Source organism: Bacillus sp. FSL H8-0492 (genome assembly GCF_038006145.1).
GTDB classification, from domain to species: Bacteria; Bacillota; Bacilli; order Bacillales; family Bacillaceae_G; genus Bacillus_A; species Bacillus_A mycoides.
In genome coordinates this window covers 262,509-278,971 of record NZ_JBBOUP010000001.1, presented here as the reverse complement: position 1 = coordinate 278,971, position 16,463 = coordinate 262,509, and the positions used below count along the sequence as shown (strand labels likewise).

At 41.0% G+C, this 16,463-nt stretch carries 11 protein-coding genes, 3 rRNA genes and 2 riboswitches; of the genes, 2 read left to right on the top strand and 12 right to left on the bottom strand.

The features are described 5' to 3' along the window. Positions 1–76: 76 nt before the first annotated feature. The 11 genes from MHH66_RS01595 to MHH66_RS01545 form a co-directional block, all read right to left on the bottom strand. A complete protein-coding gene (locus MHH66_RS01595) occupies positions 77–1,036 on the bottom strand; it encodes an alpha/beta hydrolase (protein WP_078186031.1) in 960 nt (319 codons plus the stop codon). A gap of 241 nt (positions 1,037–1,277) precedes the next feature. Further along, positions 1,278–1,393 (bottom strand): 5S ribosomal RNA (gene rrf, locus MHH66_RS01590). A 50-nt stretch (positions 1,394–1,443) separates the two neighbouring features. Then, a 23S ribosomal RNA gene (locus tag MHH66_RS01585) occupies positions 1,444–4,365 on the bottom strand. Between the two features lie 146 nt (positions 4,366–4,511). Then, positions 4,512–6,063 (bottom strand): 16S ribosomal RNA (locus tag MHH66_RS01580). The 16S, 23S and 5S rRNA genes sit together here, the layout of an rRNA operon. 295 nt (positions 6,064–6,358) lie before the next feature. Next, positions 6,359–7,864, bottom strand: a complete 1,506-nt coding sequence (locus MHH66_RS01575) for a sensor histidine kinase (protein ID WP_078185965.1) — start codon at positions 7,862–7,864, stop codon at positions 6,359–6,361. Continuing rightward, entirely contained in the window at positions 7,848–8,549 is a 702-nt protein-coding gene (locus MHH66_RS01570; protein WP_002009978.1) for a response regulator transcription factor, read from the bottom strand. The genes MHH66_RS01575 and MHH66_RS01570 overlap by 17 nt, the downstream gene beginning before the upstream one ends. 145 nt (positions 8,550–8,694) lie before the next feature. Next, positions 8,695–10,020 carry an NCS2 family permease gene (locus MHH66_RS01565; RefSeq protein WP_078185966.1) on the bottom strand — a complete coding sequence of 442 codons (1,326 nt, stop codon included), beginning with the start codon at positions 10,018–10,020 and terminating at the stop codon, positions 8,695–8,697. A gap of 127 nt (positions 10,021–10,147) precedes the next feature. Next, a riboswitch (purine riboswitch) is annotated at positions 10,148–10,249 on the bottom strand. A 155-nt stretch (positions 10,250–10,404) separates the two neighbouring features. After that, positions 10,405–11,943: a glutamine-hydrolyzing GMP synthase gene (gene guaA, locus MHH66_RS01560; RefSeq protein ID WP_012260212.1), complete on the bottom strand. Its 1,539-nt coding sequence runs from the start codon at positions 11,941–11,943 to the stop codon at positions 10,405–10,407. 165 nt (positions 11,944–12,108) lie between these two features. Next, positions 12,109–12,210, bottom strand: a riboswitch (purine riboswitch). Positions 12,211–12,349: 139 nt separating this feature from the next. Then, a complete protein-coding gene (groL, locus tag MHH66_RS01555) occupies positions 12,350–13,984 on the bottom strand; it encodes a chaperonin GroEL (RefSeq protein ID WP_002029451.1) in 1,635 nt (544 codons plus the stop codon). A gap of 37 nt (positions 13,985–14,021) precedes the next feature. Continuing rightward, positions 14,022–14,306, bottom strand: a complete 285-nt coding sequence (gene groES, locus MHH66_RS01550; protein WP_002009985.1) for a co-chaperone GroES — start codon at positions 14,304–14,306, stop codon at positions 14,022–14,024. A 74-nt stretch (positions 14,307–14,380) separates the two neighbouring features. Continuing rightward, complete coding sequence (locus tag MHH66_RS01545) at positions 14,381–14,509, bottom strand: hypothetical protein (protein WP_340866606.1); 129 nt, start codon at positions 14,507–14,509, stop codon at positions 14,381–14,383. Positions 14,510–14,708: 199 nt separating this feature from the next. Here MHH66_RS01545 and MHH66_RS01540 point away from each other — a divergent pair, with 199 nt between their 5' ends. Then, entirely contained in the window at positions 14,709–15,458 is a 750-nt protein-coding gene (locus tag MHH66_RS01540) for a CPBP family intramembrane glutamic endopeptidase (RefSeq protein WP_002063533.1), read from the top strand. Beyond that, positions 15,455–15,646, top strand: coding sequence for a YdiK family protein (locus tag MHH66_RS01535; protein ID WP_001246201.1), 192 nt, complete (start codon positions 15,455–15,457; stop codon positions 15,644–15,646). Before MHH66_RS01540 ends, MHH66_RS01535 begins: the two co-directional genes overlap by 4 nt. 29 nt (positions 15,647–15,675) lie before the next feature. Here MHH66_RS01535 and MHH66_RS01530 read toward each other — a convergent pair whose 3' ends face one another. Further along, positions 15,676–16,305, bottom strand: a complete 630-nt coding sequence (locus tag MHH66_RS01530) for a redox-sensing transcriptional repressor Rex (RefSeq protein ID WP_000372704.1) — start codon at positions 16,303–16,305, stop codon at positions 15,676–15,678. Positions 16,306–16,463: the final 158 nt, after the last annotated feature.

Genomic DNA, 16,463 nt, shown 5'->3' with positions numbered 1-16,463 from the left:
AAAACGATAATCAAAAGTATAAAAACATTTCCTTCTGATTATCGTATATACAAAATACAAATCTAAAACAATCTAATTACGCTGGAATGTATCTCCCCACGAATTCCCATATGGTATTCCAATATTTATTCGAATCTACCTTCTCGGCTTCTCCATGTCCAGCACCTGGAACAATTAATTTCTCTTTTTCTACTTTTGCAGCATTATATACTTCATCTAACATTTCATAAGGAACGAATGTATCAGCGTCCCCATGAATAAATAGCATCGGTGTTTTACTTTTCGCTACTTGTTTTACAGCTGAAGCTTCTTCTAAATCATATCCAGCTCTTAATTTTGTAACTGTATTTGCCGCATTCATAACAGGAAACTTCGGCAAGTGGAATAAATCGTTTAATTGATAAGTAAATTCATCAATAACAGTTGAGTATCCACAATCTTCAATAATAACTTTAACGTTAGAGGGTAACTCTTCACCTGAAGTCATCATTACAGTTGCTCCCCCCATTGAAACTCCAAAGAGTGCTATTTCAGCATTAGGGTCTTTCTTTGCAATTTGTTGAATCCAAATCAAAATATCTTTACGATCGTGCCAGCCCATCCCTATATAATCACCTTCACTATTTCCATGCCCACGAAGATCTGGCGCTATGACGTTATATCCTTCTTCATAAAAATTCCGGATATATTTCGTCATTTTCGATGCCCTACTATCATATCCATGAACTACAATTGCCCATTTATGGCTAGATTGTTCATTCATATATTCATAACCTGTTAATTTCAACTTATCGAAAGAATTTATGTTTCGTATATTAGGTTTATGATTTGATACAAAGTTCGCATCCTTTTCTTCATTTGTAGCAAACACACCTCCCGATGCATTCACAGTTTCTACTAAGTGAGGATTATCCTCTAAAAACTCTTTCTCTTGTTTCGCATTCAACGCATAATTATAAAAATAATTCCCGACTAACATATAAGTAATTGCTAGAAGGACTAAAACCACTATAGTAATTACACCTATCTTCTTCATATTATCTCCTTAAAAAATTTAAATCTTTCTATATTAAAGTACCTCGAAAAACAACTGTACTATTTTAACACACCGATAGATTGCTTCTACAAAAAATAGAATAGAAAATCTTAAACTACACATCAAAAATGATGAAAGAAAATGAATATGAGAGGATCAAAATAATAAGGATTACTTACTTGAGACTGATAAGAAGTTTAAAACACAAAAAAGACGAGTCATTCTGACTCGTCTTAAAGTCGCTTGGCGACGTCCTACTCTCACAGGGACAAGGTCCCAACTACCATCGGCGCTAGAGAGCTTAACTTCCGTGTTCGGTATGGGAACGGGTGTGACCTCTCTGCCATCATCACCAAACTGATGAAGGCATATTCCTTCAAAACTAGATAACATTAGCTTCATATTATATGGTTAAGTCCTCGATCTATTAGTATTCGTCAGCTCCACATGTCACCATGCTTCCACCTCGAACCTATCAACCTGATCATCTTTCAGGGATCTTACTAGCTTACGCTATGGGAAATCTCATCTTGAGGGGGGCTTCATGCTTAGATGCTTTCAGCACTTATCCCTTCCGCACATAGCTACCCAGCTATGCCCTTGGCAGAACAACTGGTACACCAGCGGTGCGTCCATCCCGGTCCTCTCGTACTAAGGACAGCTCCTCTCAAATTTCCTGCGCCCACGACGGATAGGGACCGAACTGTCTCACGACGTTCTGAACCCAGCTCGCGTACCGCTTTAATGGGCGAACAGCCCAACCCTTGGGACCGACTACAGCCCCAGGATGCGATGAGCCGACATCGAGGTGCCAAACCTCCCCGTCGATGTGGACTCTTGGGGGAGATAAGCCTGTTATCCCCGGGGTAGCTTTTATCCGTTGAGCGATGGCCCTTCCATGCGGAACCACCGGATCACTAAGCCCGACTTTCGTCCCTGCTCGACTTGTAGGTCTCGCAGTCAAGCTCCCTTATGCCTTTGCACTCTACGAATGATTTCCAACCATTCTGAGGGAACCTTTGGGCGCCTCCGTTACACTTTAGGAGGCGACCGCCCCAGTCAAACTGCCCACCTGACACTGTCTCCCGGGTCGATGAGACCCGTAGGTTAGAATTTCAATACAGTCAGGGCGGTATCCCACCAGCGCCTCCACCGAAGCTAGCGCTCCGGTTTCAATGGCTCCCGCCTATCCTGTACAAACTGTACCAAAATTCAATATCAGGCTACAGTAAAGCTCCACGGGGTCTTTCCGTCCTGTCGCGGGTAACCTGCATCTTCACAGGTACTATAATTTCACCGAGTCTCTGGTTGAGACAGTGCCCAAATCGTTACACCTTTCGTGCGGGTCGGAACTTACCCGACAAGGAATTTCGCTACCTTAGGACCGTTATAGTTACGGCCGCCGTTTACTGGGGCTTCAGTTCAGAGCTTCGCTTACGCTAACCCCTCTCCTTAACCTTCCAGCACCGGGCAGGTGTCAGCCCCTATACTTCGCCTTACGGCTTCGCAGAGACCTGTGTTTTTGCTAAACAGTCGCTTGGGCCTATTCACTGCGGCTTTCCGTTAAGAAAGCACCCCTTCTCCCGAAGTTACGGGGTCATTTTGCCGAGTTCCTTAACCAGAGTTCTCTCGCACACCTTAGGATTCTCTCCTCGCCTACCTGTGTCGGTTTGCGGTACAGGCACCTTTTATCTCGCTAGAAGCTTTTCTTGGCAGCGGGGAATCAAAGACTTCGCTCCATAAGGAGCTTCCCCATCACAGCTCAGCCTTCACGATAAGCGGATTTGCCTACTTATCAGCCTAACTGCTTGGACGTGCACAACCAATCGCACGCTTCTTCTATCCTTCTGCGTCCCTCCATTGCTCAAACGATAAAGAGGTGGTACAGGAATATCAACCTGTTGTCCATCGCCTACGCCTGTCGGCCTCGGCTTAGGTCCTGACTAACCCTGAGCGGACGAGCCTTCCTCAGGAAACCTTAGGCATTCGGTGGACGGGATTCTCACCCGTCTTTCGCTACTCATACCGGCATTCTCACTTCTAAGCGCTCCACCAGTCCTTCCGGTCTGACTTCACTGCACTTAGAACGCTCCCCTACCACTGATACCATTGGTATCAATTCGCAGCTTCGGTGGTGTATTTAGCCCCGGTACATTTTCGGCGCAGAGTCACTCGACTAGTGAGCTATTACGCACTCTTTAAATGGTGGCTGCTTCTGAGCCAACATCCTAGTTGTCTAAGCAACTCCACATCCTTTTCCACTTAATACACACTTTGGGACCTTAGCTGGCGATCTGGGCTGTTTCCCTCTTGACTACGGATCTTATCACTCGCAGTCTGACTCCTAAGGATAAGTCATTGGCATTCGGAGTTTGACTGAATTCGGTAATCCGATGAGGACCCCTAGTTCAATCAGTGCTCTACCTCCAAGACTCTTACACTTAAGGCTAGCCCTAAAGCTATTTCGGGGAGAACCAGCTATCTCCAGGTTCGATTGGAATTTCTCCGCTACCCACACCTCATCCCCGCACTTTTCAACGTGCGTGGGTTCGGGCCTCCATTCAGTGTTACCTGAACTTCACCCTGGACATGGGTAGATCACCTGGTTTCGGGTCTACGACCACGTACTAAACGCCCTATTCAGACTCGCTTTCGCTGCGGCTCCGCCTCTTCAGCTTAACCTCGCACGGGATCGTAACTCGCCGGTTCATTCTACAAAAGGCACGCCATCACCCATTAACGGGCTCTGACTATTTGTAGGCACACGGTTTCAGGATCTCTTTCACTCCCCTTCCGGGGTGCTTTTCACCTTTCCCTCACGGTACTGGTTCACTATCGATCACTAGGGAGTATTTAGCCTTGGGAGATGGTCCTCCCAGATTCCGACGGAATTTCACGTGTTCCGCCGTACTCAGGATACATTCAAGAGAGAACGAAGTTTCGACTACGGGGTTATTACCCTCTGTGACGGACCTTTCCAGGTCGCTTCGTCTACCTCGTTCCTTTGTAACTCCGTATAGAATGTCCTACAACCCCAAGAGGCAAGCCTCTTGGTTTGGGCTAGATTCCGTTTCGCTCGCCGCTACTCAGGAAATCGCATTTGCTTTCTCTTCCTCCAGGTACTTAGATGTTTCAGTTCCCTGGGTCTGTCTTCCATACCCTATGTATTCAGGTAAGGATACCATACCATTACGTATAGTGGGTTTCCCCATTCGGAAATCTTCGGATCAAAGCTTACTTACAGCTCCCCGAAGCATATCGGCGTTAGTCCCGTCCTTCATCGACTCCTAGTGTCAAGGCATCCACCGTGCGCCCTTTCTAACTTAACCAAACTAAAATTAAAAAAATATGAGCTACACTGTTATCTAGTTTTCAAAGAACATACATTTAAACTTGAGAGATAGTTCTCTCAAAACTGAACGAAACAAAACAAGTCAACGTTTATTGATGAACTGCGTTCATCAATTCTCCATAGAAAGGAGGTGATCCAGCCGCACCTTCCGATACGGCTACCTTGTTACGACTTCACCCCAATCATCTGTCCCACCTTAGGCGGCTGGCTCCATAAAGGTTACCCCACCGACTTCGGGTGTTACAAACTCTCGTGGTGTGACGGGCGGTGTGTACAAGGCCCGGGAACGTATTCACCGCGGCATGCTGATCCGCGATTACTAGCGATTCCAGCTTCATGTAGGCGAGTTGCAGCCTACAATCCGAACTGAGAACGGTTTTATGAGATTAGCTCCACCTCGCGGTCTTGCAGCTCTTTGTACCGTCCATTGTAGCACGTGTGTAGCCCAGGTCATAAGGGGCATGATGATTTGACGTCATCCCCACCTTCCTCCGGTTTGTCACCGGCAGTCACCTTAGAGTGCCCAACTTAATGATGGCAACTAAGATCAAGGGTTGCGCTCGTTGCGGGACTTAACCCAACATCTCACGACACGAGCTGACGACAACCATGCACCACCTGTCACTCTGCTCCCGAAGGAGAAGCTCTATCTCTAGAGTTTTCAGAGGATGTCAAGACCTGGTAAGGTTCTTCGCGTTGCTTCGAATTAAACCACATGCTCCACCGCTTGTGCGGGCCCCCGTCAATTCCTTTGAGTTTCAGCCTTGCGGCCGTACTCCCCAGGCGGAGTGCTTAATGCGTTAACTTCAGCACTAAAGGGCGGAAACCCTCTAACACTTAGCACTCATCGTTTACGGCGTGGACTACCAGGGTATCTAATCCTGTTTGCTCCCCACGCTTTCGCGCCTCAGTGTCAGTTACAGACCAGAAAGTCGCCTTCGCCACTGGTGTTCCTCCATATCTCTACGCATTTCACCGCTACACATGGAATTCCACTTTCCTCTTCTGCACTCAAGTCTCCCAGTTTCCAATGACCCTCCACGGTTGAGCCGTGGGCTTTCACATCAGACTTAAGAAACCACCTGCGCGCGCTTTACGCCCAATAATTCCGGATAACGCTTGCCACCTACGTATTACCGCGGCTGCTGGCACGTAGTTAGCCGTGGCTTTCTGGTTAGGTACCGTCAAGGTGCCAGCTTATTCAACTAGCACTTGTTCTTCCCTAACAACAGAGTTTTACGACCCGAAAGCCTTCATCACTCACGCGGCGTTGCTCCGTCAGACTTTCGTCCATTGCGGAAGATTCCCTACTGCTGCCTCCCGTAGGAGTCTGGGCCGTGTCTCAGTCCCAGTGTGGCCGATCACCCTCTCAGGTCGGCTACGCATCGTCGCCTTGGTGAGCCGTTACCTCACCAACTAGCTAATGCGACGCGGGTCCATCCATAAGTGACAGCCGAAGCCGCCTTTCAATTCCGAACTATGCAGTTCAAAATATTATCCGGTATTAGCCCCGGTTTCCCGGAGTTATCCCAGTCTTATGGGTAGGTTACCCACGTGTTACTCACCCGTCCGCCGCTAACTTCATAAGAGCAAGCTCTTAATCCATTCGCTCGACTTGCATGTATTAGGCACGCCGCCAGCGTTCATCCTGAGCCAGGATCAAACTCTCCAATAAAGTTAGTTTGTCTAGCATCTAAAAATAAAAATTGACGTTCACGTTGTTTGTTTCGTTCAGTTTTCAAAGAACTTGTTTGCCGCTCATTTGCGACTCCCTTATGTTAACATTTTCATATTTCAATGTCAACTAAGTTTTTCATTTTCTTTTGTCGCTTTCTGCGTTGTTGCTATCGGCGACTTGTCCTATATTACACCTCTAAACTCTAATCGTCAATATGTTTTTCTAAAAAAATATAAAAAGGCTTATCCCTTTTAAAATAAGCCTTTTTATCCTATAACATTCTATTCATTTATTATTTTTCTATAATTGGTAATGAAACGATGAACTGAACGATCCCGTCCTCATACTCAGCTCGAATACTACCACCTTGCAACTCAACAATACTTTTCGCAATAGCTAATCCGAGCCCCGAACCTTCTGTTACTCTACTTCTAGATTGATCTTTCTTATAAAACCGTTCAAACAAGTTCCCTAACTCTTCTCTCGTAAACTCTTCACTATGATTCGCAATAACAATTTGTATATTCCTGCGCTGCCTTTGAAGAGAAACTTTTATCTCTCCGTCATCTTTACTATACTTAATTGCATTCATTAGTAAGTTGTCGAATACACGAACCATCTTTTCCGAATCAATCATCGCATATGCACGTTCCTCAGGAAACTTCTTAACAAACATAAGGCCATGCTCTTCCGCTTGTGGTACTAACTCTTCTATTAATTGCTCCAATAACTCATTTATACAAACCTCTTGTTTTTCCAATATAACTTGCTCATTTGTTAACTTCGTATACTCAAATAAATCTTCTATTAAATTCTTTAACTGCTCCGACTTCGCAAAAGCAATTCTCGTATACTCATCATGTTGTTCTTTACTTTCATATTTAGAATCTCGAAGTAATCGCAAGTAACCCATTATAGAAGTCAGTGGTGTACGTAAATCGTGTGATACATTCGTAATAAGCTCATTCTTTTGCTTCTCTAATTTACGTTCCTTTTCTATATTATTCATAAGCTCTTCCGCCATATTATTAATATTCTCAGTTAAAGACGCAATCTCATCTTCACCTTTTTTCTCAATACGGTACGCTAAGTTTCCTTTTTCTATTTCCTTTACACCTTGTGCCATCGCTTCAATTTGCTTCATCTTTCTCTTTGTTATATAGAAGAAAGAGAAAATAAATACAAGTACACCTATGAAAAACGGAAACGGTCCTTCTTGCGTATCATATATTACTTCACCTTCTGGAATCCCACTAACAAACATGTATAAATTCTTATCTTCTATTGTAATAGGTGCAAAAGCTATAAATTCTTTTCTCGTACTTTCAAATTCTTTTCTACCATTCATATAATTAATCGCAAACGATGATGCATTACGAATTGTATTATGCAAATCAATTTGCTCTTCTTGCGCCTGCTTCGTTTTATATAAAACTTTACCGCTCTCGTCAGTGACCAATACTTTTAAAGCTCTAGAGTTTTGTTCTAAATTTTGATTCTCTATTTCAATCATAGTTGATATAGCTTCTAATTTATTTTCATGAACTGAACTATTTGCCACGCTTTGAGCTTGTTGATTAATTTGTTCCATACCAACCCGATAATCGATCGTCGCCTCTCGATTCGCATTCTCAAAAAACGGCGCTGCTGCCTTCGCTGACAAAATCCCTAACAACGCACAAGCAGTAAACGCAGTAATAAGTTGAATTCGTATACTCCGTTTCACACTCTTCACTATCTTTCCAATTAATTCTCGAATTTTCCTAACATAAGTAAATGGATTAAATATCTTTTTCAATCTTATACCCCACTCCCCATACTGTTTTTATATATATTGGCTTCCTTGGATTCTCCTCAATCTTTTCACGCACTTTCCGAATATGAACCATTACCGTGTTATCCGACTGGAAAGATCTTTCGTTCCAAACCTTTTCATAAATTTGTTCCGCACTAAAGACCATCCCCGGATTACGAACTAGTAATTCTAAAATTGAAAATTCCCTCGGGGTCAGTTTCACTTCTTCTCCATCCACAATGACTGTATGAGTGGAGATGTTTATTTTCATCTCTCCAATTTCTAACTCATCCTCATTTTGAATAGCAAAACCATTCATCTTCATATAACGACGTAACTGAGATTTAATTCTTGCGATTAACTCTAACGGATTAAATGGTTTCGTTACGTAATCATCTGCACCTGTTGTTAATCCTAAAATTTTATCCATATCTTGCGTTTTTGCCGAAAGCATAATAATCGGCATTTCCTTCGCTTCCCTTACTTTCATACACATATGAATACCATCTACTTTCGGCATCATAATATCTAATACGACTAAGTGCACTTCATTTTCTTCTAATATACGTAACCCTTCTTCTCCGTCCCCTGCTTGCAGTACTTTATATCCTTCGTTCTTTAAATAAATTGTAATAAGGTTCCTAATTTCTTTTTCATCATCTACGACAAGTATTGTTTCCCCAGCCATACTATCTCCCCCATCACTTTTTTAATCCCTAACTTCTATTATAAGAAAACTTCTGAAGAAAAACGCTCGGAAATCCTTAAGATTTTCTGAAGACGCAAAAAAGGTCTAGACTCCCCTCAAGTCTAGACCTTTCAAAAAACCCCTTTTATTTACGAACGTAGATGAAATATAGTACGAATAAAACTCCCATAACATACATAATTGGATGAATCTCTTTACGACGACCACTCACAACCATTGTAATTGGATAGAAGATAAACCCGATTGCAATTCCTGTTGCGATACTATACGTAAGTGGCATTGAAATGATAGTAAAGAATGCTGGTACTGCAATCTCGAATTTCTTCCAATCAATTTCGCCTAAAGATGAAACCATCAAGATCCCTACAATAATTAATGCTGGCGCTGTTACAGCTGGTGTCACAACACTTAATAGTGGTGAGAAGAATAGTGCCAGTAAGAAGAACCCTGCTGTTACAACTGCTGTAAATCCAGAACGTCCACCCGCTGCTACCCCTGCAGAAGATTCAATATAAGACGTTGTTGTTGATGTACCTAGAATTGCACCAATTACAGTTGCAATCGCATCTGCAAATAATGCTTTTCCTGCACGTGGTAATTTATTGTTCTTCATTAATCCCGCTTGATTTGCAACGGCTACAAGCGTACCTGCTGTATCAAAGAAATCGATAAAGAAGAACGTTATAATAACAATCGCCATTTGAACAGTAAAAATGTCTCCAAAGTGAGTTAACGCCATACCGAACGTCTGTTCTAGACTCGGTATTGCTCCCACCACAGCTTTCGGAGTATCAATTAATCCTGTTGCTACTCCTAAAATTGCCGTAAGAATCATGCCGTAGAAAACAGCACCATTTATTTTCTTAATCATGAAGATGATTGTAATAACAACTCCGAAAATTGCTAATAACGTTGTGCCCTTCGTTAAATCCCCCAATCCAACAAGGACAGCATCATTCTTTACGATAATTCCGGCATTTTGGAATCCAAGGAAGGCAATGAATAATCCGATACCCGCCGCTACTGCAAACTTTAACTCTACTGGAATTGCATTAATAATTTTTTCACGAATACCTGAAGCAGTAAGAATAATAAAGATAATACCTGACATTAATGTTCCAGCAATCGCCGTTTGCCACGGAATTCCCATCGTTAACACCGCTGTATAAGCAAAGAACGCGTTTATTCCCATACCTGGCGCTAAAGCAATCGGATACTTCGCAAATATCCCCATAATTAACGAACCAATCGCCGCTGCTAATGCTGTAGCAACGAACACTGCACCTGGATCCATGCCTGTACCTGCCGGTAACCCTTTAACATTTCCAAGCGACAGCGTAGCAGGATTGACAAATAGTACGTAAGCCATAGATAGAAATGTCGTTAACCCTGCTATGAACTCTGTTTTATAATTTGTGCCGAGTTCATCAAACTGAAAATAGCGTTTCATCTTACGTTTCCCCCGTTATATGATTACTCGCCGTATTTCCCCTAGCCCTCTTTTATCTATAAAAATAAAAAAGGCTTCCATTGCATATACATGGAAGCGTTCTATGAATAAAGACAAGTTTCCCCTCATCTTTATCAAAACGCCTCGTAGTCAAGCCATTTACGGTAGCTAGGTAGAAACTTTCGGGCCATATCCCCGATATTATACGACGGCATAATATTCACTTTTCGTTTGAATTACATACTCATATTAACTCGAGGAGGTGGTTTTGTCAATTTAAAAACGAACATTTTTATAAACTTTTATATTTTCGTTCGTATTAAGGGTAAAAACAAAAAGATCCATCTATACATGAACGATAGATGGATCTTTTTTATTACAATACTATTCCCACTCAATAGTTGCTGGTGGCTTACTTGTTATATCATACACGATACGGTTAACGTGTTTTACTTCGTTTACGATACGTACAGAGATTTTCTCTAATACGTCCCAAGGGATACGTGCCCAGTCAGCTGTCATACCATCGATAGATGTTACTGCACGGATACCTACTGTGTAATCGTAAGTACGCTCGTCACCCATAACACCTACGCTACGCATACCAGGAAGCGCAGTGAAGTATTGCCAAACTTCGCGGTCTAATCCTGCTTTTATAATTTCTTCACGTAAAATTGCATCAGATTCACGAACGATTTCTAATTTCTCTTCTGTAATTTCACCTAATACACGAATACCAAGTCCTGGACCTGGGAACGGTTGACGCCATACGATTTCATCAGGAATTCCTAGTTCTGATCCTAATACACGTACTTCGTCTTTAAATAAAGTATTTAAAGGCTCAATTAATTTGAACTGCATGTCTTCTGGAAGTCCACCAACGTTATGGTGAGATTTAATTGTTTGTGCAGTTGCTGTACCACTTTCAACGATGTCCGTGTAAAGTGTACCTTGCGCTAGGAAGTCCATTCCTTGCAATTTAGAAGCTTCATCATCAAATACGTAAATGAATTCATTACCGATGATTTTACGTTTTTGCTCTGGATCTTCTACACCTTTTAACTTGTTCATGAAGCGCTCTTGTGCATCCACTTTAATAACGTTCATATGGAAGCCTTCGCTAAATGTTTTCATAACACCTTCTGCTTCATCTTTACGAAGTAAACCGTGGTCCACGAAAATACATGTTAATTGGTCACCAATCGCTTTATGAATTAATACTGCTACAACAGAAGAGTCTACACCGCCACTAAGTGCGCATAATACTTTTTTGTCTCCAACAGTTTCACGGATCTTCTCTAATTCTACTTCGATAAAGTTCTCCATGTTCCATCCTTCAGAACAACCACATACGCCGAATACGAAGTTTTTAATTAAATCGTTTCCGTGCTCAGAGTGACGTACTTCTGGGTGGAATTGTACACCGTATAAGTTTTCCCCTTCATTGCTCATACCAGCAATTGGACAAGACTCACTTGTTGCATCTACTACGAATCCTTCAGGTAAACCAGTTACTAAGTCACCATGGCTCATCCATACAACTTGCTCTTCTGGAAGGTTCGCATATAATTTTGATTCGTTCTCTACTTTAAGAACAGCTTTTCCATACTCACGGTGGTTTGCACGTTCTACTTTACCACCGAAGTGTTGTGTCATAAGCTGCATACCGTAACAAATACCGAAGATCGGTAATCCTAGTTCAAAGATTTTTTCATCACAATGTAATGCGCCTTCACCGTATACACTATTTGGTCCACCAGAGAAGATAATCCCTTTTGGATTCATTGCTTTAATTTCTTCTGCAGTAATTGTATGTGGATGAAGTTCACTGTATACACCGAACTCACGAATTCGACGTGCAATTAACTGATTGTACTGACTCCCAAAATCTAAAACGATAATTGTATCATGCTGCTTCTTCAAAATAATCACCCCAACGTTAGTTCTCGTATATAAATATTTTCACCAATTTGGCGAAAAGCATTACTAATATAATAAAAAAAGCCAGTCCTCCGCCTCTAGTCTCATGACAAAGAAAAGGCAGGGGTCTGGCTTTATAAAGAAAGATAGTCTTCCGCTCTTTATAAATATAAGACGCACTGCCTTCATAGTCAGGTTGTTTACGGTAACCCGGTAGAGACTCTCAAACCATATCATCGAGGATATATGAAGGATTGTTTTATATTATCTTCCTAGATTCTAACAATGAAGTATCAGTATGGTCAAGAGAGAAAGCGACAAAATTCTACAGAAATTATTTTCCTGCGCTCAAAAACATAAAAAAACATCCACTTCTATATAGAAGTGGATGTTTTTCGGGAGAACGGAATTACATCATTCCGCCCATACCACCCATGCCCATGCCGCCCATGTCAGGCATTGCTGGTGCATTTGGTTCTGGTTTGTCAGCTACTACAGCTTCAGTTGTTAAGAACATAGCTGCAACAGATGCTGCGTTTTGAAGTGCAGAGCGAGTTACTTTAGCTGGATCTACGATACCAGACTCAAGCATGTTAACCCATTCGCCAGTAGCTGCGTTGAAACCAACGCCTACTTTTTCGCCTTTTAGACGCTCTACAACTACAGATCCTTCTAGACCAGCGTTGATTGCGATTTGACGAACTGGCTCTTCTAGTGCACGAAGTACGATGTTGATACCTGTTGCTTCGTCGCCTTCAGCTACGATAGAAGCTACTTTTGTGTATACGTTCATAAGTGAAGTACCACCACCTGCAACGATACCTTCTTCTACTGCTGCACGAGTTGAGTTAAGTGCATCTTCAATGCGAAGTTTGCGCTCTTTTAACTCAGTTTCAGTTGCTGCACCTACTTTAATTACTGCTACACCGCCCGCAAGTTTAGCAAGACGCTCTTGTAATTTTTCACGATCGAATTCAGAAGTAGTTTCTTCTAATTGCGCGCGGATTTGACCGATGCGAGCTTCGATTTGTTGTGAATTTCCAATACCTTCAACTACAGTTGTGTTTTCTTTCGTTACAACAATTTTACCAGCACGTCCTAAAGATTCAACTGTAGCAGATTTTAAGTCACGTCCTAATTCTTCAGTGATTACTTCGCCACCAGTTAAGATTGCGATATCTTCTAGCATCGCTTTACGACGGTCACCAAATCCAGGAGCTTTAACAGCAACTACATTGAATGTACCACGAAGTTTGTTCACTACTAATGTAGCTAACGCTTCGCCTTCTACATCTTCAGCAATGATAAGAAGTGGTTTACCTTGTTGTACCACTTGCTCTAATACTGGTAAGATTTCTTGGATGTTAGAAATCTTTTTGTCAGTAATTAAAATGTATGGGTTATCAAGAACTGCTTCCATTTTGTCAGAATCAGTAATCATGTAAGGAGATGCATATCCACGATCAAATTGCATACCTTCTACTACGTCTAATTCTGTTGTGAATCCTTTAGATTCTTCTAAAGTAATAACGCCGTCGTTACCAACGCGCTCCATTGCTTCAGCGATTAATTGACCTACTTCTTCGTCAGCCGAAGAAATAGCAGCTACTTGTGCGATAGAAGATTTACCTTCGATTGGTTTAGAAATCGCTTTTAATTCTTCAATTGCAGCAGTAACAGCTTTTTCGATACCTTTACGAAGACCCATTGGGTTTGCACCAGCTGTTACGTTTTTAAGACCTTCACGAATCATAGCTTGCGCTAATACAGTTGCAGTTGTCGTTCCGTCACCAGCTACATCGTTTGTTTTGCTAGCAACTTCTGCTACTAATTTCGCACCCATGTTTTCGAATGCATCTTCTAATTCGATTTCTTTTGCGATTGTTACACCGTCATTTGTAATAAGTGGTGAACCGAATTTTTTCTCAAGTACAACGTTACGACCTTTTGGTCCAAGCGTTACTTTTACTGCGTTTGCAAGAGTGTCGACACCGCGAAGCATCGAACGACGTGCTTCTTCACTAAATTTAATATCTTTTGCCATAATAATTGACCCCCTTGGATTTTTAAAATGTATATAATTAACCGATAATTGCTAAAATGTCACTTTCACGTAAAATCAAGTAGTCTGTACCTTCGTATTTCACTTCAGTACCTGCATATTTTGAGAAGATGATAAGATCACCTGCTGCTACCTCTAAAGCAACACGCTCACCATTTTCAAGCACTCGGCCTGTACCTACTGCAATAACTTTACCCTCTTGTGGTTTTTCTTTTGCAGTTTCTGGTAATACAATACCACTTGCTGTTTTTTCTTCTGCTTGAACAAGTTCAATTACAACGCGATCACCTAATGGCTTTAGCATGAACAATAACCTCCTCATTTTGTTATGTAAATTTTATTTATTAGCACTCAAGTCACACGAGTGCTAACACACTTCTAATAATAAATAATCTCAATTTCTTTTGCAAGTAAAAAAATCATAATTTTTTCGCAAATTACTTTATGCACTTTCCTATATATCATTACTTCTCCTACTGCCTTTACTATATGAATCGTTGTTCCCACTTCTTGTATGTTACAATATGAAAGACACCCTAAGTTGTTTTCGCTAAACGTACAACTTTTTCCTGTCTCCTATTTTATTTTCAAATACTTATTTACAAAAAAAATATAATTCAAATGAAAGTTTATATCGTAGGTAGCATATTTACATGTTATCCTACCTTATCTCATACACTAGAGTTAGAAAGGATGGTTAAACCATTTGAAGAAACAATATTGGTGGATTATCGTTACATACATTTTAATGCAGTTATCTGGAATTGTTGGCTTACCACTACTCCTAAAAACAGGACTCTATGATAATAGAGGATTTACCATGGAGGAAAAAGGTCAAATCATAACGGGACATTGGGCAATCATTAGCTTCTTTGTTGCATTATGTATCGTGCTTTGGTTACTTAGAATAGATATTCGTGACAGGCATTTAGATAAAATGCGTGTTACGATCCCAGCTACAGTTGGTTGGATTATAATCGGTATTCTCTTAGCTTTCTCTTCCCAAATAATTGCCGGTATGATCGAAATGCGTCTACTAGGAATTAAACAAGGTTCGGAAAATACAATGAAGCTGATGGAAATTGCAAGAACGACACCTTGGTTCCTCATTGTTGTATCTATAATCGGACCTATCTTAGAGGAAATCGTATTTAGAAAAATTTTATTTGGCACACTTTATAAGAGATTTAATTTCTTTGTTGCTGCTATCATTAGTTCACTTGTATTCGCGGCGATTCATTTTGATTTTACTCACTTATTGGTATACACTTCTATGGGGCTTGTATTCGCCTTTTTATATGTACAAACGAAACGCATTATCGTTCCTATAGCAGCCCATGTGGCAATGAATACATTAGTCGCTATTGGACAAATTTTTATGAGCAATGAGCAAATTCAAGAAATGATTAAAGAAGCTGAAAAAATGCAAGGCTTTATCGGAGGATTTTTAGTATGAGAAACTCACCATTGTTCATGGCTGCATTGTACTTTCTTCTTGGATGTATCTTTACACGCTTCGCCATTACGAACGTAACAGATACAATCTGGAATATGTGGACAATACTATTTGCAGTTATGGCAACAATTGATTTTAATTTGGCACTTCGCCTTATCTTAGTTAAATTCACAAAGAAAAAACAATAATAAAACGCAGAGGTCATCTCCTCTGCGTTTTATTGTGGATAATTCTTCAAAAAGTAAACAAGAGTTTGTAACTCTACAGCTAAATCAATGTGATGAATCCTTATATTCTCTGACACATTTAAGCGTGCTGGTGTGAAATTTAAAATACCATGCACGTTCGTTTCTGCCAATCTATCTGCCACAGATTGCGCTACTGTAGCGGGTACCGTTAATATTGCCACTTGTATATCAGTTGATAAACGTTCTTCTAATTCATCCAAATGATATACAGGAATGCCTCCGATTTCTGTTCCAACTTTCTCTTCACTAACATCAAACGCCATTTCAATTTTTGTATTATTGTTTTTCGTGAAATTATAATGTAAGAAAGCGGTCCCTAAATTACCTACTCCAATAAGTGCCACGCGTGTTATATCATCTTGGTCGAGTGTTTCACGGAAAAATGATAATAAATAATTTACGTTATATCCATATCCTTTTTTCCCTAACGCTCCAAAATATGAAAAATCTCTTCGAATAGTTGCGGAATCAACCTTTACCGCTTCACTCAATTCGGCTGATGAAACACGTTGCTTACCAGAAAGAGATAAGTTTTGGATAAATCGATAGTATAGAGGCAATCGTTTGGCAGTGGCCTGTGGAATTTTTTGCTGATCCATATAACCTCTCCTCTCTTCCTATCTTTATTCTTATACTTGAATCAAATACAGAAGTTTAGTACTCATGAATTTCCTTGTATAATAAAGAGAAGAAGTATTCTCTCTTTATTTTAAACTATACACTATTTTTAGTATGATTGAGAAATATAAACATGGCA